Origin of the sequence: Acinetobacter sp. ACNIH1 (assembly GCF_002934695.1) — a bacterium.
Classification (GTDB): domain Bacteria; phylum Pseudomonadota; class Gammaproteobacteria; order Pseudomonadales; family Moraxellaceae; genus Acinetobacter; species Acinetobacter variabilis.
Genome location: NZ_CP026420.1, coordinates 3052753 through 3074819 on the forward strand (window position 1 = coordinate 3052753; position 22067 = coordinate 3074819).

Consider the following 22067-nt stretch of genomic DNA (forward strand, 5'->3'; position numbering starts at 1 on the left):
CAAACGTTCTATTTCCTCTGCGTCATGACCTCAGGCATACTGCGGTCATGAATACGCTGCCAGACTTAAGCCAACTGACCCATGAACAACTGCTGGAATTTACCAGACAGTTGGCAATGCAGCATCAGTCTCTGGCACAATCAAATCAAGAATTAGAAAAATCAAACCAGCAATTGGATGCCAAAGTTCAACATCTTTCCATTCTCACGCAAAAATACGAGCATGAGCTCGCACTATTTAAACAGCACAAATTTGGCAGTAAAAACGAACATCTCACCGCAAAACAAATCCATCTGTGGGACGAAGCGGTCGAAGAAGATATTGCAGCAGTTGATTTGGAACTGGAGCGGCTGAATGCAGATAAAACCGATGCAGCGACAGAGAAAGCCACAGTCAACAAACCTAAACGTCGACTGCTGCCGGATCATCTACACACCATCCGTATTGAGCATGAACCTGCATCAACCCAATGCAGTTGTGGCTGCCAGTTACGTCGTATCGGCGAAGATATCAGTGAAAAACTGCATTTCAGACCGGCACAGTTCTATAAGGAACAGCATGTGCGTGGCAAATGGGTCTGTGATCAGTGTGACACCCTGACTCAGCAAGCGATGCCCGCCTATGTGATTGATAAAGGCATTGCTTCACCTGAACTGCTCAGCCATGTGCTGGTATCGAAGTATGCCGATCATTTGCCGCTGTACCGTCAGCGCCTGATCTATCAGCGGGCGGGCATTGATCTGTCCAGATCTACTTTATCTGACTGGATAGGTCGCTGCGGTGTAGAACTGGAGCCTCTGGCCAATGCCTTAAAAGAGGTGGTGCTGCAACAGCGGGTGATCCATGCCGATGAAACGCCGGTCACCATCATGCGGATGGGTGATGATGAGAAAAAACCGAAGAAAGGTTATGTCTGGGCCTATGCCACTACACAGTACAATCCAGTTCAAGCGGTGATCTATGACTTTCAGGATAGCCGTTCAGGTCAGCATGCAGAAGAGTTCCTGAATGGCTGGCAGGGCCATCTGGTCTGTGATGATTACAGTGGTTATAAAGCACGCTTTAAATCAGGCGATGTCATTGAGGTGGGCTGCATGGCGCATGCACGTCGTAAATTCCATGAGCTACATGTGACTGGGAAAAGTCAGATCGCTGAACAGGCATTACTGATGATTCAGAAACTGTATGCGATAGAAGCAGAACTCAGGAAAAAGACCGATAGTACAGCAGAACACCGCCGCGAATACCGACAACAGCACAGCCAACCGGTGATGCAACAACTGTATGAATGGCTCAACCAACATTATCTGACGGTGCCATCGAGTTCTCCAACCGCCAAGGCCATCAATTACAGTCTGAAGCGTTGGCCAGCCTTAAGCCGCTATCTGGATGATGGCAATCTACCCATTGACAATAACTGGGCAGAGAACTCAATGCGTCCCTGGGCATTGGGCCGTAAGAACTGGTTGTTTGCAGGTTCGCTGCGCAGTGGACAGCGAGCGGCAAATATCATGACTTTAATCCAGTCAGCAAAGCTGAATGGGTTGGATCCGTATGCCTATCTCAGTGATGTGCTGAAAAGGCTGCCGACGCATAAAGCGACCCAAATAGAAGAATTACTACCACATCGCTGGAAATCCAACTCAAATTAAAAAATAGGCATGGGGTTCAGCGGACGCTTACTCATGATGATCCTAAGGATTTAGTCCATCATTATAATTTGCCACATAAAAAAAATGCGATCGAAGTCTTGGGGCCGATTGGCCTTAATTTACAAGATTATGCTTATACAAAATGGAATAATCAGGACAATATATCATTTATATTTATAGCTAGATTGATCGCTGAAAAGGGAATATTTGAATATATAGAAGCAGCACGAATAGTAAAAAGAAAATATCCTGAAGTTGTATTTAAAATTATTGGTGGATTAGATCCTGAAAATCCAACTGGCTTAAAGCAAGCTGAATTAGATCAGCTAATACAAACAGGTATTATTGAATATAATGGTTTTGTGACTGATGTAGATCAAAGGCTACGTAATAGCGCGGTTTTTGTATTACCATCTTATTATCGAGAGGGGGTGCCCCGTAGTACACAAGAAGCAATGGCTATAGGACGTCCAGTCATCACCACTGATGTTCCAGGCTGCAATGAAACTGTAGTCGATGGGGTGACAGGTTTCCTAATTCCTAAATGGGATGTAGATGCATTAGTAGAGAAACTGACTTATTTTATAGAACATCCTGAAAAAATAAATAAAATGGGCTATCAAGGATTCCTTTATGCTAGAAAAAATTTTAATGCGGATCATATAAACCATAGACTATTACAAATGATGAGCATTAATAGGCTTTAAAAAAGTAATAGTATTTTCCTTAATAAATAGAAAATTATATTTTATTCAAAAATAATAACTAGGATATAGATATGGGGGCGAATTCAAACATGAGGTGCGACAGTTTCAAAAGCCTTATGATAATCAACAAGCTGAGCAAATTTCTCTAATGGTGTAAGCCAATCTAACGCTTTTCTAGGACGAGTATTCAGTGACATGGCAACTTGATTTAAATAATGCTGATCTGCCTGATTTAAATCAATCCCTTTAGGTAAATATTGCCTAATTAAACCATTCATATTTTCGCATGTACCTTTCTGCCATGGCGAATGTGGGTCACAGAAATATACATCTATGCCTAAATCTTCTTCGAGGATTTTATGTTCTGACATCTCACGTCCACGGTCATAGGTCAACGTTTTACGTAGTTCTGCAGGTAAATATTTCAGAGCTTCAGTTAAAGCCTTGCGCACTGATTCTGCCTTTGCATCAGGTAATGTTGCCAAGATACAGAGCCGTGTATTTCGTTCAATAAGTGTTGCTATCGAACTTTTATTGTCTTTACCTTTAATTAAATCGGCTTCCCAATGACCCGGTATTTTTCTTTCTTGAACTTCGGCTGGGCGCTCATGAATAGTTTTAATATCCTGTAATATAGAATCTTTTTTAGGTTCACCGTTAGCTTTTCGCTTTTTATTTTCATGACGCAGACAGGATAATAAGTCTTTTTTCAACTCACCCTTTGGTAATGCTCGTATAGTTGAATAAATCGTTGTATGGCTTACATTCATTGTTTGATCCAAATCAGGAAATGTCTTTAAACGCTTTGCTATTTGCTGAGGAGACCATAAACAACGGATCGCTTCAACAATAAATTTCCAGAGGATTGAATCGATTTTGAGTTTTCTGTGACCGCGTCTACGTCTAGCGAAGGTGTTATCAGAAGCATATTGAGCTTGATAAACGTCATTGATGCTATTTCTTTTAAGCTCACGATAGATCGTACTAGGATGTCTTTTAATGAGTTCAGCAAATTTTCTGGCTGAAAAGCCTTCTTTTCTTGACTCAAGCATTAATGCAGTACGATCTTCAAAGTTAAGATGATGGTATGACAATTTTATATACTCCATAAACCCTTTAAATTAATTAGGTGGTTTATGTCGCACTTCAAGTTTTACTCTGCCGGGTATTATAATGAAAGAAGACTTAGGTTTTCAAATACATAAATATGAAGCTTCTGACAAAAATATATGGAATGAGTTTTTATTAAAATGTAAAAATTATCATTTTATGTTTAATCGCGATTTTATGGAATATCATGCTGATCGATTTGAGGATTTCTCACTAATATTTAAAAATGAAAAAGGGAAAATTGTAGCTTTATTGCCTGGAAATATTGAAGATAATATTTTTTATAGTCATCAAGGCTTAACTTTTGGAGGTTTTTTAATTAATAGAGATGTTCATGCATCTGACATGCTAGAATTATTTACTTTATTAAAAATTTATTTAAAACAAAAAAATATTGATAAGATTATATATAAATGTATTCCTGTTATTTATCATAATTATCCTGCTCAAGAAGACTTGTATGCTTTATTTCGTAATGATGCCAAGCTTTATCGACGAGATATTAGTGTTTCTATTGATCTAAATGAAGAATATTCATACTCAGAAAGTAAAAGAAGATCAGTCAATAAGCTCAAAAAAAATGGGGTTAGCTGTGAGGAAGTAGATCAACCTAGTATGGTTTGGGGAGTAATCCGGGAAGTACTGCGTCAGCATCATAACCAACAACCTGTACATAATGAAGATGAAATAGATTTATTAAAAAGCCGTTTCCCTAATGATATAAGAGCATATAAATGTTGTCTTGATGGCAATATTGTGGCAGCAGCTGTGACTTTTGAAACTGAAAGAGTAGTTCATACTCAATATTTGGCTAGCAATGATAAAGGTAGGGAAAACAAAGTATTAGATTATGTCATTGATTATTTAATAGATAAAAGTAAGAAAAATGCCAAAATATTTGATTTCGGTACTTCCAATGAGAATGAAGGGCAATACTTAAATATAGGATTGATTGATCAAAAAGAAAGGTTTGGTGCACGTGGTATTGTGCATGATTATTATAGTATAGATTTATAATCACCTAATTTGAACTAGAATTACTCCACCTCATTATTAGCCAGAGGTGGATTTCTAATTTTCTTAAATTTTAATAATTAAAAATAATAATTGATTAGATATTATGTTTTTATAAAGTTTATATTCTTAAGGTTTTTTGCAATAGAATAAAAATAACGTTATCTGGGTTGTATAATTAATTAGAAATATATTAAATTATAAGTTTAAAATAGAATTTCATTGTGATATAAGGCTCATCATTTATAAATAAATTACATTTTGTCACATTTTATTTAGTGTGAGATTTGCTATTTTTTACAAAAATTATTTATCTTAATAATGAAATATATTTCATTATTAACTGATCTATTGTAATTATAAATTATTTACTTTAGTTTGATATAAGTGTCTAATATTTATAGAAAAAAATATAAACACAAGTTTCTTGTTAGGTGAAATTTGATTAATTCTAGTTAAATATATATTTTAATAAAAATAATAATAATATTTCTAAAAAACTAAAATAGGAAATTGGCTAACAATAGTCTCTCTACTTTAATAAAAATACAATTGATATGATGCGTAGATAGACATAGTGAGGTGTTTATTAATGGATCTACAACAAGAAAAAAATAAGATCAAAAACTTTGTAAAAAGCTCTATTACAACACGTAAATCTTTATTTATTGAAAAAGATAATATTTTCTTAAAAAAAAACCTTATAGAAAAAGAAGGGTATAAGAACCAGATCATTCAATTTTCTCCACAGATAAATAAAGTGGCTAAGCTAGAGAAAAAAAATCTTGGTATTATCGAGGGAAGAAAGATCTAATTTTAAAAAATTCTTTAACATCTTACCCTTATCTATATTCTAGTGCTGACCTTTTTAGGAATGATATAAAAGTTGCTAAGCGATTAATCGATATTATTATTTCTCTTACTGCTATATTTATATTATTGCCAGTTTTTATCATCATTGCTTATAAAGTACGTAGAAATCTAGGCTCACCAATTTTCTTTTATCAAGAACGACCTGGTAAAAATGGAAAGCTCTTTAAAATGATTAAGTTCCGGTCAATGAGAAATGCATTTGACCAAGAAGGTAATCTCTTACCAGATAAATTTAGAATTACACCATTTGGTCAAAAACTACGTTCTACAAGCTTGGATGAAATGCCTCAACTTATAAATGTTTTAAAAGGTGATATGAGTATTGTTGGGCCTAGACCTCAAATGAAAGAATTTCTAGAACATTATACGGCTGAACAAATGCGAAGACATGAGGTAAAACCCGGTATGACAGGGCTTGCCCAAGTCAGTGGACGCAATAATTTATCTTGGGAAGAAAAATTCGACTTAGATGTTCAATATGTAGAGAAAAATAACATTTGGCTAGATTTTAAAATTATGTTTAAAACAGCTAAGGTGATGTTTAATCAAGAAGGAATTAATGCACCAGATCAAGAAGTTGGTGCTGCACGATTTTGTAGAAAGGAGGTCACCGAGAACCATTTACGTGCAAAAGAAGTAAAATAATTAAATAAATTTCATTATTACTAAAAAATATTTTTAGCTTCTTCTAATTAAGTTTTTTAGAAGACATCTTTTATTCCTATTAATTTTATCTTATTAGTTTAATAGGGGTTTTTAATTATTTTTAAATAAAATATATTAATCTTATTATTGGTTTTTTTATGTTATTTATATTAGATCTCTTTCATAAATCATTTTTTGCTCAGTTCCAAGTTGTAGATTCCAGCGATTAAATTGAATCTCAAACCAAGCCTTTTACCTCTATTTCGATAACGCTCAGCAAGGATTTTGAAGGTTTTCAGGCTGCCAAATACATGCTCTATTCCGATTCTTCTTTTATTGATTTCCTGATTATAGATTTTCAATTCAGGATCCAATTTACAGTGTCTTTTGGCTTTTAATGGTAACAGGCTATTCGGATACAACACATAAATCCCCTGATAGGCTTTATCTGCAAGGATAAAAGCCTCAAAAGGAATCTGGTTTAAATTGCGTTTGAACAACTCGAAATCATGCACTGCACCGCGACTGGTACATAAACTCAGAATTTGCTGAGTTTTGTAGTGAATCATGGCCTGTATTTTAAAGGTATGGGTCTTTTTCTTGCCGCTATAGCTTTTCTTCTGTTTTTTTAGGCCTTTGGATTGGAATTTCCGTGGCATCCACGATCACAATATTCCAGTCGATGCCTTCGCCCTCGGGTAAATCTTTGGGTAAATTAAACAGATTGGACCGAATCAGGCAGTCTTCAACATGACGGACAATTCTTGAGGCTGTGGGCTCTGAAACCCCGTAACTCGTCGCAACGTGAAATAAGGTTCGGTATTCTCGCCAATAGCTCAGACAGAGCAGAACCTGATCCTCCAAGCTTAGCTTGGGCAGTCTGCCTTTGGCAGAGACATGCTTCTGCAATTGCTCAACCATCAAATAGAAAGTTGACCATGAGATGCCTGTGTATCGCTTGAACTGAGGATCAGAAAGCTTGTTTGAATCGATGTATTTCATCCGCAGATTATGCACGAATGCTAAGAAATCCAGAGGGCAAATATTAACCAAAAAGAAGATCGTTTTTTGATTTATGAAAGAGATCTATTGAAAGGTCTAGTAAAATTTTATAATAATTATTTATTTAAGGTTTTTCATATTAAAAATAAGCAAGGAAGCTGATAAAGACTTATCTAATAAAAGTTATTCCTTTAAAATAAAATTTATTAATAATTTAATATATAAAAATATACTAATGATATTAATAATAAAAAAGATACCTAAATTTTAAATATTATTTTTAATTTTATCAGTCATTATAAGACTATAACTAATTTCATAGTAAGATAAATATAAAAAGCTTCAAACTAATTTGATTGCTCGACCTTAGTTTGAAGCTTTATGATAACAATAAAGTTATCTTTATTTTTTAGGATAAATTTGATTGCTATGAATTAAATTTACCTTAGTCTCCATCTTTTGAAGCCTTATAAGCATAAGCATAGTTATATCCGTACCCATAGCCATTACCTGGTCCTTTTTGTACATCATTCAGAATAACACCATTAACTTTTACATTAGCCTGTTCAAAACGAGTAACAGTAATCTCAAGCTCTTTAATTTGTGTTTTACCATGACGTGCAATTAATAGATTTACACCAGCATATTGCGCAATGATGATACCATCGGTTACGGCTAATATCGGCGGAGTATCAATTAATACGTAATCGAAATTAGTAGAAGCTTGTTCAAGAAAAACTTTGAACTTATCTGTACTGAGTAATTCAGATGGATTTACTGGACTTTTACCTCGAGTAACAAAGAACAAGTTATCAACCTGTGAGTTTTGAACTACATCTTCATAGCTATTTTGATGATTTAATAATTCAGATAAGCCTGGTTGCACTTCTTTATTAAAATATTTATTTAAATAACCACGACGCAAATCACCATCAATCACTAATACCCGGCTTCCGCCTTGAGCTAAAATAGTGGCTAAGTTAGTAGTAATGAACGATTTACCAATTTCAGGAGCTGGACCTGAAAGTGCAATAATATTATTTTTGGCATTGCTCAAAGCAAAATGGATTGCAGTACGCATACTGCGTAAGCTTTCAATTGCAATATCACTACTATCTTTAACCGCAAGAATAGGAATGCTCTTTTTCTTTTTCAGCAAATTGACGCGACTTTCTTGGAGAGGAGATCGAGGAACTGTTGCATATACAGGCAGATCCAGCTCTCTTTCAATTTGTGCTGAATCTTTGATTCCTGAACGCATCATATTGCGTAATAAAGCGAGTAATGTTCCTAAAAAACCGCCTAAGAAGATAGATAGAATTATAATTTGTAATTTCTTTGGTTTAATCGGTTCAATTGGTTCTACGGCAGTATCAACAATACGCACATTACCAATTTCACCTGCTTTAGCAATGCGAAGCTGTTGATACGTATTAAGCAATCCTGTATATAGCTGTTGTTTAACTTCAACCTCGCGATAGAGTTGTAAGTAACGACGCTGTAAATCAGGGAGCTGCTTTAAAGTATTACTCAATGCTGCAATTTTACTGTTAATTGCACCGAGTTGAGCATTCATTTGTTCCATTACTGGATGTTCTTCAGTATAACGTGCAGAAGCTTCAGCAACTTTAAGTTCAAGTTCAGCTTTTTGTGTTTCTAGAGCGATACTTTGGGTCAAATACAGTTCTGATTCTTTAGTTAAGTCCACAGTATTATATTGTTGGCGGAACTGGTTAAATTCACGTTCTACCTGATCTAGCTGTTGGCTCAACTCAGGGAGTTGTTCATCTAGAAACTTCAGCGTTTGAGCCGATTCAGCTGAACGTCGTTCAATATTTTGCTGACTATAGGCTGCTAAGATTGCATTCAATACTTGGGTAATGTGCTGTTTATCATAGCCTTGATAATTTAATCCTAGAACACCGGTCATTTTACCTTTTTCAGCAACGGAATAATTATTAAGTACACGTTGCACTGCCGCAGGCAAAGTCAGCTTTTGAATATTATAAGTAGAATCTAAGAGATCTTTACTATAAATGGCGACTTTCCAAAGACCATATCTTGATTGAACTTGACTGGTTTGGTTTAAAGGAGCAGTAAATATAATTTCATTTGTTGCAGCATCAGTCAGATTATATTTATTATGATCGAAACTTAATAACAAATTTTTATTTTTATAATAGTTTGGAATATCAAACTGCCTTACGTCGAAACTAAGTTCATTATCCTTAAAGAGCACTGATTTTGTCGTATATTGGATATCATAATTATGATTTTTTAATAATCGATTCCAGATCGAATCTTCAGTACCAGAAATTACAAGATCCAAGTTTAACAGGTTAATTACTGAGCCAAGGACAAGACGTGATTTTAAAATCTCGATTTCAGCTTGAGCAGGAGATTTCTGCTCAATCATATTAGATAGATCACCTAATAGAGCTGATGATGCACCTTTACTATCTTCTACTTGTACCAGAGCATCTACATTGTAGGTATCTGGAGTAATCCGTAAATATAATAAAGCCGCAATTAAACTTAATAATATGCAGATCGTGATCAGTTTCCATTGAGCAATTAAGGAAAAAAGTAATTCCTTCAGATCAATAGTATCTTCGGTATTGGCAGTTTGGCTCATAATTTAAATATCAAAAAGTGAAAATATTAAAAAACTTAAATATATTTTTTCCAGTCAGTAATGCAGTCTTGAATCAATCTACAAGTTTCATCAAAGACTGTTTGATCATGCTGATAAGGATCGGCAATATTTTTACTTTGCCAATGTCCAAGTCTAAAGGTTTTACCTTTAGCAAAAGGCCAAGTTTGTTCTATATGTTTTTGCTGATTCTGGCTCATAACTAATATCAGGTCGGCTTTTTTAATGAGTTCTGCATTCAGTTTTTTTGCAACATGAGGACTCATATCAATTCCAAAGCGTTGCATACATAGACTCGCTTTTTCATCAGCTGCATGGCCAATTAAACCAGAAATACCTGCAGATTCAATATTTAAATGAGGATATTCCTGTTTTAAAAAATATTCTGCCATTGGGCTACGACAAATATTACCAATACAGACCACTAAAATATTGTTAATTTTCATTAGTTCCCCAAACGATCTAAATTATACAATGCATTTGAGAAAGGAATAACCTGGTTAACTACACGTTGCCAGCGTGCAAGACCTGAAGCATCTACATAAACAATATCATTGCTACGCATTTTAAACTGATTTGCTAGGCCAAAGTCCCCAATATTACTGAGATCCATATGATATATTTCTGTTATTGGAGAATTTACATTACTTCGTACTACATAAATTTTACTGCGACTCGCAGAAAGTGGATTTAATCCCAAGCTTTCCCCAATTACATCGCTAAGGCTCATGCCTTGGTCACGTATAGGTAGAGACTGGTTTTTACCTGACTCACCCATAACGTAAATTTTTTGATTCTCACGATTATTGATATATAAGGTGTCATTAGGCTGTATTAATAAATTATGTAGAGAGAATCCGGCCTTTTCTAATTCTATTGTATTTAAACTATAGGAACGTCCCTGACGGACCAATGTAATTGAAGTATTATCGCCTTGTGCAGGATTAATACCACCTGCCATTCCTAATGCGGTATAAACACTAACAGGTTGATCATTGAGATAAAACTGGCCGCCTTTTACAACATTGCCCTGAACCGAATATCTTTTACCTTGATATGATAATACCCGGACGATGACATCTGGAGTCTTTAAGTAACGTGATAATTGGGTACGTAATTCACGATTGACCTGAGCTACTGATTTTCCTGAAGCTTGATAGCGTCCAATAATTGGAAAATGAATATAGCCATCTGAATCGATCTGGAAGCCATTCGCTTGCGCAGACTGATCACTCGTAACATTACTTGCAGAGCTAAGTTCTGGGTAAGCCCATAAATAAATAGATAAAATATCACCCGGACTCAACTGATAGCTGCGGTGTGATGTACTAAAAAGATGAGCATATTCTTGTTGAATATTATGTACAGCGGGCTGAGCAGCCATAATTGATTCTTGATCTAGTTTAATGACATTTACTGTAGTACCGAGATCAGTTTGATAGACGCCCTCACTTGGTAAGTCATTTGTTTGTAGACCAGAGGTGATTGCACACCCTGTAGTGGTAATACCACATGCCAATAAAACAGCTAATTGAAAGTGTCGCACAGGCTTTCCTAAATATTAATTTTTAGATTCATTCAAATTGAAGCTATTCTACCGAAGTTACTGGTTATATACATCACAAATTGTAACTTATTACCATCTTTTAAAAGAAAAATTAAGCTTATAAGAGACGATACTTATAATAAATAAAATACTAAATTTTCACAAAAAATATACATTATTTTATATTTTGAGTTATTTGAGCACAAATCATAATAGAAGTTTTATTGTTTTCTGATACTATTCGTGCCGGAAGACTTTAATCTTTATAAGCACAGTATAAATAAGGCGTTGACATGCTATCTATTGCAGATTTAAAAATTGCGGTGATTGGTTTAGGTTATGTAGGTTTGCCACTTGCAGTAGAATTTGGGAAAAACTTACCAGTTGTAGGGTTTGATATTCACGAGAAGCGTATTGATGAATTAAAAGGTGGTCAAGATCATACTTTAGAAGTATCACCAGAAGAATTAAATCAAGCTAAGAAGCTAAGTTTCTCTTCTACGTTAGAAGATTTAAAAAAATGTAATTTTTTTATTGTTACTGTTCCTACTCCGGTAGATGAAGTAAATAGACCTGATTTAACTCCTTTAAAGAAAGCCAGTGAAACACTCGGTAAGGTGCTTAAGAAGGGGGATATAGTGGTATATGAATCCACTGTATATCCTGGTGCAACCGAGGAAATTTGTATTCCAGTATTAGAAAAAGTATCTGGTTTAACTTTTAATCAGGACTTTTTTGCTGGTTATAGTCCTGAGCGTATCAATCCAGGCGATAAAGTAAATACTTTAACTAAAATCAAAAAAATTACTTCGGGTTCTACACCGGAAATTGCTGAACTTGTTGATCAGGTTTATAGCAGTATCATTACTGCAGGTACACACAAAGCTTCTAGTATCAAAGTAGCAGAGGCGGCAAAAGTAATTGAAAATACCCAGCGTGATTTAAATATTGCTTTGGTTAATGAGTTATCTGTAATTTTTGATCGTCTTGGGATTGATACCCTAGATGTTTTAGAAGCTGCAGGAAGTAAGTGGAACTTTTTACCATTCCGTCCTGGCTTAGTTGGAGGACATTGTATTGGGGTTGATCCTTATTATTTAACTCATAAGGCAGAAGAAGTAGGATATCACCCTCAAGTCATTTTGGCTGGTCGTCGTATCAATGACAATATGGCTCGTTATGTAGCTCGAAATACTATTAAACACATGTTAAAGAATAGTATTGATGTGCCACGTGCAAAAATTGGTGTTCTGGGGATTACTTTTAAAGAAAATTGTCCAGATATTCGTAACAGTAAAGTTGAAGATCTGATTAAAGAATTTCAAGCTTGGGGAGCACAAGTTGTAGTGTGTGATCCGTGGGCCGATGCTGAAGAAGTACGACAGGAGTATGGAGTAGAGTTATCTACAATTGATGCAGATCATCCAGTAGATAGCTTGGTTGTTGCCGTAGGACATAATGAGTTCCGCACCCTGACACCAGAACAATTACGTACTTATGTAAATGCTTCTAAACCTGTTATAGCTGATGTAAAAAGCTTGTTTAATCGAGAAGCATTATCTGCGCAAGGCTTTACAGTATTCCGTCTCTAAAATTTATTGATATAAGTGAAAAACATGAAAAAATTTGCTCTTATTGGTGCTGCCGGCTATATCGCTCCTCGTCATTTAAAAGCGATTAAAGAAACAGGAAATACATTAGCTGTTGCTATGGATGTAAATGATTCTGTAGGGATTATGGATAGCCACTTCCCAGATGCAGAATTCTTTACTGAGTTTGAAGAATTTGAAGCTTATGTAGAAGATCAAAAGTTGAAAGGTGAAAAGCTGGATTATGTCGCCATTTGCTCACCAAACTATCTACATGCGCCCCATATGAAGTACGCATTGAAAAATGGTATTGATGTCATTTGTGAGAAACCTCTGGTTCTGAGTTCAGAGGATTTAAATTTATTGTCGGAATATGAAAAACAATATGGTGCAAAAGTAAATTCGATTCTGCAGCTGCGTTTACATCCATCTATTATTGCATTACGTGACAAAGTTCAGGCAGCACCTGCGGATAAGGTTTTTGATGTAGATCTGACCTATTTAACTTCGCGTGGTAAGTGGTATTTAAAATCATGGAAAGGCGTAGATAAAAAATCGGGTGGTGTGGCAACTAATATTGGTGTGCACTTCTACGATATGTTGCATTTTATTTTTGGTAAAATCGTAAAAAATGAAGTGCATTATCGTGATGAAAAAACAGCTTCAGGATATCTAGAGTATGAACGTGCCCGCGTACGCTGGTTCTTGTCTATAGATGCGAACAATTTGCCATCAAATGCTGTGAAAGGCGAGAAACTCACTTATCGCAGTATTACTATTGAAAATGAAGAGCTTGAATTCTCAGGTGGCTTTACCGACCTGCATACTCAAAGTTACCAACGTATTCTCGAAGGAAAAGGTTACGGGGTAGAAGAAAACCGCGCTGCGATAGAAACAGTTGAAGTAATTCGTGTTGCACCTGTAGTTGAAAATCCAGAGAATCCGCATCCCCTATTGTCTAAAGTAAAATAAAAAGAGAGAGCACGATGAGTTTTTATCAACATGAAAGTGCAATTGTGGATGAGGGGGCTCAAATTGGTGAGAACTCTCGTGTCTGGCATTTCGTCCATGTCTGTGGGGGGGCTAGAATTGGGCAGGGTGTATCTTTAGGCCAAAATGTTTTTGTAGGTAACAAAGTCGTTATTGGCGATCATTGTAAAGTACAAAATAATGTTTCCGTCTATGACAATGTCACCCTTGAAGAGGGTGTCTTTTGTGGGCCAAGCATGGTCTTTACCAATGTCTATAATCCACGCTCTTTAATCGAGCGCAAAGATGAATACCGGAATACCTTAGTAAAAAAAGGTGCAACTTTAGGTGCTAACTGCACCATTGTCTGTGGTGTCACTATTGGTGAATATTCATTTGTAGGTGCAGGTGCAGTGGTGAATAAAGACGTGCCTGCCTATGCGCTTATGGTGGGTGTTCCTGCAAAACAAATTGGCTGGATGAGTGAATTTGGCGAACAGTTGGATTTACCTCTGGAAGGAAAAGCACAAGTCGCGTGTGAACACACGGGTGCAATTTATCGTTTAAACGGTAAGGTTGTAACGAAAGAGCAGGTGGCAGCATGATTGAATTTATTGACTTAAAAGCACAGCAGTCACGTATCAAGGCTGAAATTGATGCAGGTATTCAGCGTGTATTATCACATGGCCAGTATATTTTGGGGCCGGAAGTTGCGGAACTAGAAGAAAAACTGGCAGCGTATGTGGGTGCAAAATACTGTATTACTTGTGCCAATGGTACCGATGCTTTGCAAATTGCCCAAATGGCGTTTGGTATTGGCTCAGGTGATGAGGTGATTACTCCAGGATTTACCTATATTGCGACTGCTGAAACAGTGGCTGTATTGGGTGCAACACCTGTATATGTGGATGTTAATCCTAAAACATATAATCTAGATGTTGAAAAACTCGAAGCTGCTATTACACCACGCACTAAAGCCATTATTCCTGTCAGCTTATATGGTCAGTGTGCTGACTTTGATGCTATTAACGCTATTGCAGCTAAATATAATCTTCCTGTGATCGAGGATGCTGCACAAAGTTTTGGTGCAACATACAAAGGTCGAAAAAGTTGTAACCTGAGTACTGTGGCTTGTACCAGTTTTTTCCCAAGCAAGCCTTTAGGCTGTTATGGTGATGGAGGGGCAATTTTTACAAATGATGAAGAGCTGGCAAAAGTGATTCGTCAGATTGCACGCCATGGGCAGGATCGTCGTTATCATCATATTCGTGTTGGAGTAAACAGCCGTTTAGATACCTTGCAAGCAGCCATTTTATTGCCAAAACTAGAAATTTTGGATGATGAAATGCAGGCACGCCAGCGTGTAGCGGATACTTATACGAAGTTATTCAATGAAGCAGGTATTTTGACCACACCGTTTATTGAAGAGCATAACCAAAGCGCTTGGGCGCAATATACCATTCAAGTTGAAAACCGTGATGAAGTACAAGCAAAGTTAAAAGAGCAGGGTATACCAACAGCAGTACATTATCCAATTCCTTTGAATAAGCAACCTGCAGTGGCTGATGCAAGTGTGAGTCTACCTGTCGGTGATGAAATTGCGGAAAGAGTTATGAGCTTGCCAATGCATCCCTACTTGACGGTCGAAGCTCAAGAGAAAATTGTTCAAGCTTTAGGTTAATGTAAAAGTGAAAAGCCTTCTTGTAAAAATTAATAATAAGCTGAATGCTCAAGGAGGCTTTTTTAAAGCTGTCTCTGTTCTTGTAGGTGGCACAGCCTTTGCGCAAGTTATTGGACTAATTTGTCTACCTATCCTTACACGATTATATAGTCCAGAAGATTATTCAGTTTTAGGTGTTTATATTGCAATTGTATCAATTTTATCAGTTATTGCTTGTCTAAGACTTGAAATTGCTATTCCTATACCAGATAGCGATAGAGAGGCTAAAGATTTATTGCTTCTAGCATTTATTATTAATATTGTTTTTATTGTTTTTTTATACATTCTCTTGGCTTTACTTCATCCTTTTTTAGAAGGATTTCATGTTATTCAACAACTATCTTTCTGGATATGGTTTATCCCGATAGGTGTCTTATTGTCAGGAATATATTCTACGCTACAGTACTGGTCTACACGCAAAAAACGTTTCAGAGAAATTGCGAAAACTCGTATGACTCAAGCTATTTCTGGAAATGGAGCCAGTCTTGTAGTCGGCGCTACATCAGGAAGTTTTGGTGGACTGATTCTAGGGCAATTGTTTAGTTTTGGAGGAGGTTTACTAAAACTAAGCATTAGTGCTTATAAAGACTTAAAAGAAGTCAAAGAAAATTCAAATTTAAAACTAACTTTGTATAAATATAAAGACTTTCCTAAATATTCAACTTTTGAAGCGCTAGCAAATACGAGTGCAATTCAATTACCATTAATTATTATTGCATATTTTTTATTAGGGCCAGAAGTCGGTTTTTTAATGTTGGCGATGAAAGTACTAGGGATTCCAATGGGACTTATAGGGTCAGCAATGTCTCAAGTTTATCTTTCACATGCTCCTAAGTATCATCAAGATTGTAAGTTATATGAGTATACATTAGATGTTATAAAAAAAATCTTAAAAATTACTTTTATACCCTTTTTTATATTAGCCTTAATTAGTCCATATATATTTGGAATAGTTCTAGGGGAGCAATGGAGTGAAGTTGGATATTATATTTTAGCGATGATTCCTTGGTATTTTATGCAAATTTTATCTTCTCCTGTATCTATGTCTCTGCATGCAATAGGGGAGCAAAAAAAAGCGCTTTATTTACAGATTCTAGGCTTTGTAATGAGAGTGTTAATATTAATTTTGATTGCTATGTATCAAACTAATTGGATAATATTTTATTATGTTTTATCTGGTTTTATGTTTTATGCAATTTACTTAATAGTGATTTTAAAAGCATTGAAGGCTTATGAGAGAAAATAAAATGGATTTTAATAAGTTTAATATTAATCTATTGGCCTTTTTTGCTTTTTTATTAATATTCCCACTTGATTATATAGCATATACTGCAAGCAGTGTTGCGTCATTTGGCTTTCCGATAGGTTTTTTAGGTACTTTATTATCTTTCACTTTAATAGGAGTATTTTTCTTAAACAAAAAAATAAAAATTTCAGATATATATATGTTTGGGCTGTTGAGTGGGTTTCTTTTCTTTATCTTGTTGTCGCAAAACTCTCTTGCCGTAGATTATTTATTTTGGCTTAAAACAGTTGGAATTTTCTTTACTGGAATGATTTTATTTGATTATTTTAAACAAAGGAATGATGTTTCGATTAAGTATATAATTGCATTTTTATTTGTTATAATGAGCTTGCTTGTCTTGCAGTATTCATCTGATGGGAATTATTTAAGGCTTTCAGATGCGTTTGTGATAACTTCATTATTTTTAATTTCTTACCAAAAGCGTTTCTTTTTAACTTTAATAACCATAAGCATTTCCTGTTATGCTTTATATCTAATAGGGTCGCGTGCAGGATTAATGATTTATTCTTTAATTGCTATTATTTTAATTTATATAAAATTTGGCTTGATGCGTTTTTCAATTTTCATACCTCCAGTGATTTATATATTAGTGATGTTTATTATTGAGCTGAACTCAACAATCGTTAGATATGGGGATAATAGATTTCTTAGGTTGATTTTTGACTCAGAAGAGGATACTTCATTAAATGTCCGAAAAGAACTAAATGAATTTGGATATAATACTTTTTTAAAAAATCCCATAGTGGGAGATTTTGGATTATATCGTAAAGTTTATGGGGAGGGTGCATATGCTCATAACTATTTATCCTTTTTATCAGATTTTGGAGTATGGGGAGTTGTTTTTTTACTTGTATTAATTTGGCTCTATATTAAGTTTTGTATTTTAAATTTTAGAGATAGAACCGACTACAATATCTTTATTTTTTCTACAAGTGCTTTTGGTATTATAGGTGTGGCATTAGCTAAGAGTTATTATTGGTTAATTCCTTTTTTTGCTCTTGGATTGTTATATCGTGCAATTTCTACAAAAAAGGTGAAATAATGTCCAAGTCGCTTAGTTTAACTCTATGTATAGCAAGTATTGTGTTTATAACTTTATCCTCACAGGTAATGGCTTTTGATGTGTATCAATTTATTAATTGGCGGTTTTATAAAAATGATAAGGGTGAAGTTATTCGTACAAAAGATACTGAGGAGTTTCAACAATATTTAGCTACTTTAAAAATTAAAAAAATGAATGTAATTTATCCTCAAAAAATATTAACTAATAATAAGGCTGATCCAAAAAAAATAAAAATAATAGCTGAGGATTCAAGAAAGAACCCAAATATACCGATTTGCTTTGATATTGAAATTGGTGAAGCTAGTAAACCAGAAACAAACTTACCTGTAATATTAGATGCTTTAAAGTTATATAAGAAATATGGTGGAGTTGCACCTATTGGTGTCTACGGTGTATTACCACAAAAAAGCCCAAATAAAATATTAAATAAAAGTGGTAAATTTCAAATTTCTAGCTTAAATAATCAATATGAAGAGATTGCCCAAAATGTGGATTTCTTAGCTCCTACATTATACTTTTATGATTTAAAAGATATAAATATTTGGAATGATAAGGCTAAATTTAATATGTCGGAAGCAAAACGTTATTCGAAAAAATACAATATAAAAATTATACCTTTTGTTTCATTGAGTACATGGGAAAATGTTAATGGTAGATTTAAAATAACTCCTCTGACTGAACATGAAATGTCTATTGTAATACAGAATCTAAAACTATTAGGTGCTAATGGAGTTGTGATATGGGAAAGTGGTGCTGCTGTTCAAGATGATAATAGAAAATCTGCAATATTTGATATTAATCATTCTTCTTATAAAGCAATTGTTAATATAGCTAATAGACAGTAAATCTATTTTTTTTGAGTGGTTATATATGAAAGATCTTAATATTATTTTTCATTGTCCTTTCCCATTAGCTTTTCAAGCTAAATCTGCAAGTGGAATTAGGCCAATTAAACTTTTAAAAGCTTTTCAAGAATTAGGTTGTAATATTGACCTAGTGGTTGGATATTCTGATGAGCGTCGTGAAGCAATAAATATTATTAAGCGTAAGATTAAAAAAGGTTATAAATATAATTTTGTTTATTCTGAGTCATCAACAATGCCTACAGCTTTAACTGATACGCATCATTTGCCAATTCATCCTTTTATGGATTTTAATTTCTTCCGTTTTTTGAAAAAAAATAATGTAAAAATTGGTTTATTTTATAGAGATATTCATTGGAAATTTGATCACTATGGTTTGGGTTTACCTTGGTACAAGAAGCAACTTGCTTTATTTTTTTATTATTTTGATTTGAAAGCATATAATAAATATATTGATGTATTATATTTGCCATCATTGGAAATGGGTAAATATATTGATTTTATTGATTCAAATAAATTTAAAGCTTTACCTCCAGCGCATGATATATATTTTTCTGAGAAACCAGGAATTTTAACTGAAAGTATAAATTTGCTATACGTGGGTGGAGTTGGTGAAGGTTATAAACTTCATAAATTATTTGAAGCATTAAAATTATTGCCAGAGATTCAGTTAACAGTTTGTACAAGAGAATTGGACTGGAGTAATGCAAAATTTAGTTACGACAGTATCCCTAATAATATTAGAGTAGTTCATGAAAGTGCTGAAGGGTTAGATAAATTATATAAAAATGCTGATATTGGAGTTTTATTTGTCGAACCTAAGAGCTATTGGGAATTTGCTGTTCCTTTTAAACTGTATGAATATATTGGAAGAAATAAACCTATAATTTGTTGTAGAGATACATTGGTCGGTAATATTGTGAGCTCTAATAACATTGGGTGGTCAATTGATTATACGGTTGAGTCATTGGTTGAATTACTTACTGGCTTAGAGTCTATGGATGTTATTAGTAAAACAAAAAAAATATTGGAATTTAGTAAGACAGAAACATGGAAGAGTCGAGCTAGTACAGTAATACATGATCTATTTGATTGTTAATAAATTTTTGTAAGGAATTATTGTGAAAAGTATACTTGTTTTAGCTCAGTCTTATCCTAGTCCTGAAAATATTTATAATTTAGCTTTTGTACATAGCCGAAATTTAGAATATCAAAAGAAAAATGTAAAAGTAGTTGTTTTAAATTTTAGTGCAAAGACTAATTATGTGTATGAGGGTATTAATGTTGTTTCTCCCGATAGTGTATTGGAATTATCACAATATGACTCGGTTGTCTCACATGCACCCAACATAAGAAACCATATTTTATTTTTATTTAAAAATTTAACTAAAATAAGAAAAATAGTATTTGTATTCCATGGTCATGAGGTTTTAGAGGTATTGAAATACTATCCAAAACCTTATAAATGGGAAAAGTCTACTGAAAATTCTTTTTTAAGATGGCTCTATGATAAAATTAAATTAAAAATACTTAATAAGATCCTTAATTCTGATAAAGTCTCAATTATATATGTTAGTGAGTGGATGAGGTCAGAGGCAAATAAATGTTTGAAAGCTAGTTATTCTTCTAAAGAAATTATTGTTCATAATCCAATAAATTACTCTTTTTATGAAAGAAAGTATAAGTATAAAGAAACAGAAAACTATTCGGATTTTATTACTATAAGACCGTTAAATGGTTCAAAATATGCTGTAGATTTAGTGGTAGCCTTAGCTAAGGCAAATCCTAGTTTATCTTTTGATATATATGGAAGAGGCGACTATTTTTTACATAATGATTTGCCTAAAAACGTACGGCATATTGATAAATTTATACCGCAAAATAGTATCCCTGATCTATTGGATAACTATAAGGCTGTTGTCATGCCTACTCGCCTTGATGCGCAAGGAGTAATGATGTGTGAAATGGCTAGTTATGGAATTCCAACTATTGTATCTGATTTACCAGTTTGTCATGAAATGTTAGATGATTTTTCGAATGTTTATTTTATTAAAAATGATGATTTCTTAAATAAAAAAATCAATACGTTAGAGCTAGTTCCCTTAGATGGATTTGATCAGGTTGAGAGATTTAATCCAGAAAAACTTGCTTTAAAAGAACTTAGTTTTATTTTATCGTAATTGAGTGGTAAGTATGAAAGTATTATTAGTATTTGGAACTCGGCCTGAAGCGATAAAAATGGCGCCTTTGGCTTTAAAACTGCAACAATTTGATCAAATTTTTGAAACTAAAGTCTGCGTAACGGGACAGCATCGACAGATGTTAGACCAAGTTTTGGAGCTTTTTGATTTAAGGCCTGATTTTGATCTAAATTTAATGAAGCCAAGGCAAACATTGTCAGATATTACCTCTGGTGTACTCAAAGGTCTTGAAAAAGTATTTGAACAATGGATGCCTGATCTAATTTTGGTTCATGGTGATACTGCAACCACATTTGCAGCTTCATTGGCTGCATATTATCATAAAATAAAAGTAGGTCATGTTGAAGCTGGGCTTCGGACGGGAGATTTATACTCACCTTGGCCAGAAGAAGCGAATCGACAATTAACAGGTGTGCTAGCAAGCTATCATTTTGCTCCCACACAATTATCATATAATAACCTGATTAAAGAAAATGTTGATCCATCACATATTGTAGTGACAGGTAATACAGTAATTGATGCCTTGCTACAAGTGAAGCAAAAAGTTGAATATGACCAGACCCTTACTAATCAATTTCAAAAAGAATTTTCATTTCTCGATACGGATAAAAGATTGATATTGGTAACAGGACACCGTCGTGAGAATTTTGGCCAAGGTTTTTTAAACATTTGTAAGGCGTTAGGTAATTTAGCTAAAAAGTATCCTGATATTCAAATTGTTTATCCTGTTCATTTAAACCCTAATGTACAGCAGCCTGTAAATGAGCTTTTAACAGATATTCCGAATATTCATCTTATCGCACCACAAGATTATTTACCTTTTGTCTACTTAATGAACCTCAGTTATTTGATTCTTACTGATTCTGGAGGTATTCAAGAAGAAGCACCTTCTTTGGGTAAACCTGTTTTGGTGATGCGGGATACAACAGAACGTCCAGAAGCTGTTGAGGCGGGAACGGTGCGTTTAGTTGGAACAAAGACGAAGGATATAGAGCAATCTGTGTCAGAATTGCTTGATAATTCAGTTGTTTATGCGGAAATGACTGAAGCCCACAATCCTTATGGTAATGGCACAGCATGCGAGAAAATAATAGACTTTCTAAAAGACACGAGTTCTTTAAAAGATGTTATTCCTGGTTAATTTAAGGTGAGTT

The 22067-nt window shown here is 34.4% G+C and carries 20 protein-coding genes and 1 pseudogene; 15 read left to right on the forward strand and 6 right to left on the reverse strand.

Annotation, left to right across the window (positions count from 1 at the left end; translation table 11 throughout):
- Window positions 1–47: 47 nt before the first annotated feature.
- Together tnpC and C3F22_RS14895 are read left to right on the forward strand one after the other, a co-directional pair.
- On the forward strand, window positions 48–1652 hold the full coding sequence (gene tnpC / locus C3F22_RS14890; protein WP_004733110.1) for an IS66 family transposase: 1605 nt from the start codon (window positions 48–50) through the stop codon (window positions 1650–1652).
- Between the two features lie 26 nt (window positions 1653–1678).
- A pseudogene (locus C3F22_RS14895) lies at window positions 1679–2359 on the forward strand (glycosyltransferase); the annotation flags it as partial.
- Between the two features lie 83 nt (window positions 2360–2442).
- On the opposite strand, the gene C3F22_RS14900 reads toward C3F22_RS14895, so the two are convergent.
- On the reverse strand, window positions 2443–3411 hold the full coding sequence (locus C3F22_RS14900; protein ID WP_265596748.1) for an IS30 family transposase: 969 nt from the start codon (window positions 3409–3411) through the stop codon (window positions 2443–2445).
- A gap of 121 nt (window positions 3412–3532) precedes the next feature.
- Here C3F22_RS14900 and C3F22_RS14905 point away from each other — a divergent pair, with 121 nt between their 5' ends.
- The 3 genes from C3F22_RS14905 to C3F22_RS14915 all read left to right on the forward strand — a co-directional run bounded on the left by C3F22_RS14905 (window position 3533) and on the right by C3F22_RS14915 (window position 6001).
- Window positions 3533–4486 carry a GNAT family N-acetyltransferase gene (locus tag C3F22_RS14905; protein ID WP_104426853.1) on the forward strand — a complete coding sequence of 318 codons (954 nt, stop codon included), beginning with the start codon at window positions 3533–3535 and terminating at the stop codon, window positions 4484–4486.
- A gap of 589 nt (window positions 4487–5075) precedes the next feature.
- A complete protein-coding gene (locus C3F22_RS14910) occupies window positions 5076–5297 on the forward strand; it encodes a hypothetical protein (protein ID WP_104426854.1) in 222 nt (73 codons plus the stop codon).
- Window positions 5298–5362: 65 nt separating this feature from the next.
- Entirely contained in the window at window positions 5363–6001 is a 639-nt protein-coding gene (locus C3F22_RS14915; RefSeq protein ID WP_104426855.1) for a sugar transferase, read from the forward strand.
- Between the two features lie 188 nt (window positions 6002–6189).
- Here C3F22_RS14915 and C3F22_RS14920 read toward each other — a convergent pair whose 3' ends face one another.
- The 5 genes from C3F22_RS14920 to C3F22_RS14940 form a co-directional block, all read right to left on the reverse strand.
- Complete coding sequence (locus tag C3F22_RS14920) at window positions 6190–6660, reverse strand: transposase family protein (RefSeq protein WP_104426856.1); 471 nt, start codon at window positions 6658–6660, stop codon at window positions 6190–6192.
- Window positions 6608–7003, reverse strand: a complete 396-nt coding sequence (locus C3F22_RS14925) for a transposase family protein (protein ID WP_171284733.1) — start codon at window positions 7001–7003, stop codon at window positions 6608–6610. Before C3F22_RS14925 ends, C3F22_RS14920 begins: the two co-directional genes overlap by 53 nt.
- A gap of 445 nt (window positions 7004–7448) precedes the next feature.
- On the reverse strand, window positions 7449–9638 hold the full coding sequence (locus C3F22_RS14930; RefSeq protein ID WP_104426858.1) for a polysaccharide biosynthesis tyrosine autokinase: 2190 nt from the start codon (window positions 9636–9638) through the stop codon (window positions 7449–7451).
- A 35-nt stretch (window positions 9639–9673) separates the two neighbouring features.
- Entirely contained in the window at window positions 9674–10102 is a 429-nt protein-coding gene (locus tag C3F22_RS14935) for a low molecular weight protein-tyrosine-phosphatase (RefSeq protein WP_034706709.1), read from the reverse strand.
- Complete coding sequence (locus C3F22_RS14940; RefSeq protein ID WP_104426859.1) at window positions 10102–11202, reverse strand: polysaccharide biosynthesis/export family protein; 1101 nt, start codon at window positions 11200–11202, stop codon at window positions 10102–10104. The genes C3F22_RS14935 and C3F22_RS14940 overlap by 1 nt, the downstream gene beginning before the upstream one ends.
- A 293-nt stretch (window positions 11203–11495) precedes the next feature.
- Here C3F22_RS14940 and tviB point away from each other — a divergent pair, with 293 nt between their 5' ends.
- From tviB to wecB, 10 genes are read left to right on the forward strand one after another with little or no spacing between them, the layout of a single operon-like run.
- Complete coding sequence (tviB, locus tag C3F22_RS14945) at window positions 11496–12794, forward strand: Vi polysaccharide biosynthesis UDP-N-acetylglucosamine C-6 dehydrogenase TviB (protein WP_104426860.1); 1299 nt, start codon at window positions 11496–11498, stop codon at window positions 12792–12794.
- A 24-nt stretch (window positions 12795–12818) separates the two neighbouring features.
- The gene (locus C3F22_RS14950) at window positions 12819–13763 is read left to right on the forward strand and encodes a Gfo/Idh/MocA family protein (RefSeq protein ID WP_104426861.1); all 945 of its coding nucleotides are present in this window, start codon (window positions 12819–12821) and stop codon (window positions 13761–13763) included.
- A gap of 14 nt (window positions 13764–13777) precedes the next feature.
- The gene (wbpD, locus tag C3F22_RS14955) at window positions 13778–14365 is read left to right on the forward strand and encodes a UDP-2-acetamido-3-amino-2,3-dideoxy-D-glucuronate N-acetyltransferase (RefSeq protein WP_104426862.1); all 588 of its coding nucleotides are present in this window, start codon (window positions 13778–13780) and stop codon (window positions 14363–14365) included.
- Window positions 14362–15441, forward strand: a complete 1080-nt coding sequence (locus tag C3F22_RS14960) for a DegT/DnrJ/EryC1/StrS family aminotransferase (RefSeq protein ID WP_104426863.1) — start codon at window positions 14362–14364, stop codon at window positions 15439–15441. Before wbpD ends, C3F22_RS14960 begins: the two co-directional genes overlap by 4 nt.
- 7 nt (window positions 15442–15448) lie before the next feature.
- On the forward strand, window positions 15449–16726 hold the full coding sequence (locus C3F22_RS14965; RefSeq protein WP_104426864.1) for an oligosaccharide flippase family protein: 1278 nt from the start codon (window positions 15449–15451) through the stop codon (window positions 16724–16726).
- Window positions 16713–17828 carry an O-antigen ligase gene (locus tag C3F22_RS14970; RefSeq protein WP_104426865.1) on the forward strand — a complete coding sequence of 372 codons (1116 nt, stop codon included), beginning with the start codon at window positions 16713–16715 and terminating at the stop codon, window positions 17826–17828. The genes C3F22_RS14965 and C3F22_RS14970 overlap by 14 nt, the downstream gene beginning before the upstream one ends.
- The gene (locus C3F22_RS14975) at window positions 17828–18694 is read left to right on the forward strand and encodes a hypothetical protein (protein WP_228203558.1); all 867 of its coding nucleotides are present in this window, start codon (window positions 17828–17830) and stop codon (window positions 18692–18694) included. Before C3F22_RS14970 ends, C3F22_RS14975 begins: the two co-directional genes overlap by 1 nt.
- Before the next feature lie 25 nt (window positions 18695–18719).
- Complete coding sequence (locus C3F22_RS14980; protein ID WP_104426866.1) at window positions 18720–19811, forward strand: hypothetical protein; 1092 nt, start codon at window positions 18720–18722, stop codon at window positions 19809–19811.
- Between the two features lie 22 nt (window positions 19812–19833).
- Window positions 19834–20892, forward strand: coding sequence for a glycosyltransferase family 4 protein (locus tag C3F22_RS14985; protein WP_104426867.1), 1059 nt, complete (start codon window positions 19834–19836; stop codon window positions 20890–20892).
- A gap of 13 nt (window positions 20893–20905) precedes the next feature.
- Complete coding sequence (gene wecB, locus C3F22_RS14990; protein WP_104426868.1) at window positions 20906–22054, forward strand: non-hydrolyzing UDP-N-acetylglucosamine 2-epimerase; 1149 nt, start codon at window positions 20906–20908, stop codon at window positions 22052–22054.
- The last annotated feature ends 13 nt before the right edge of the window (window positions 22055–22067 follow it).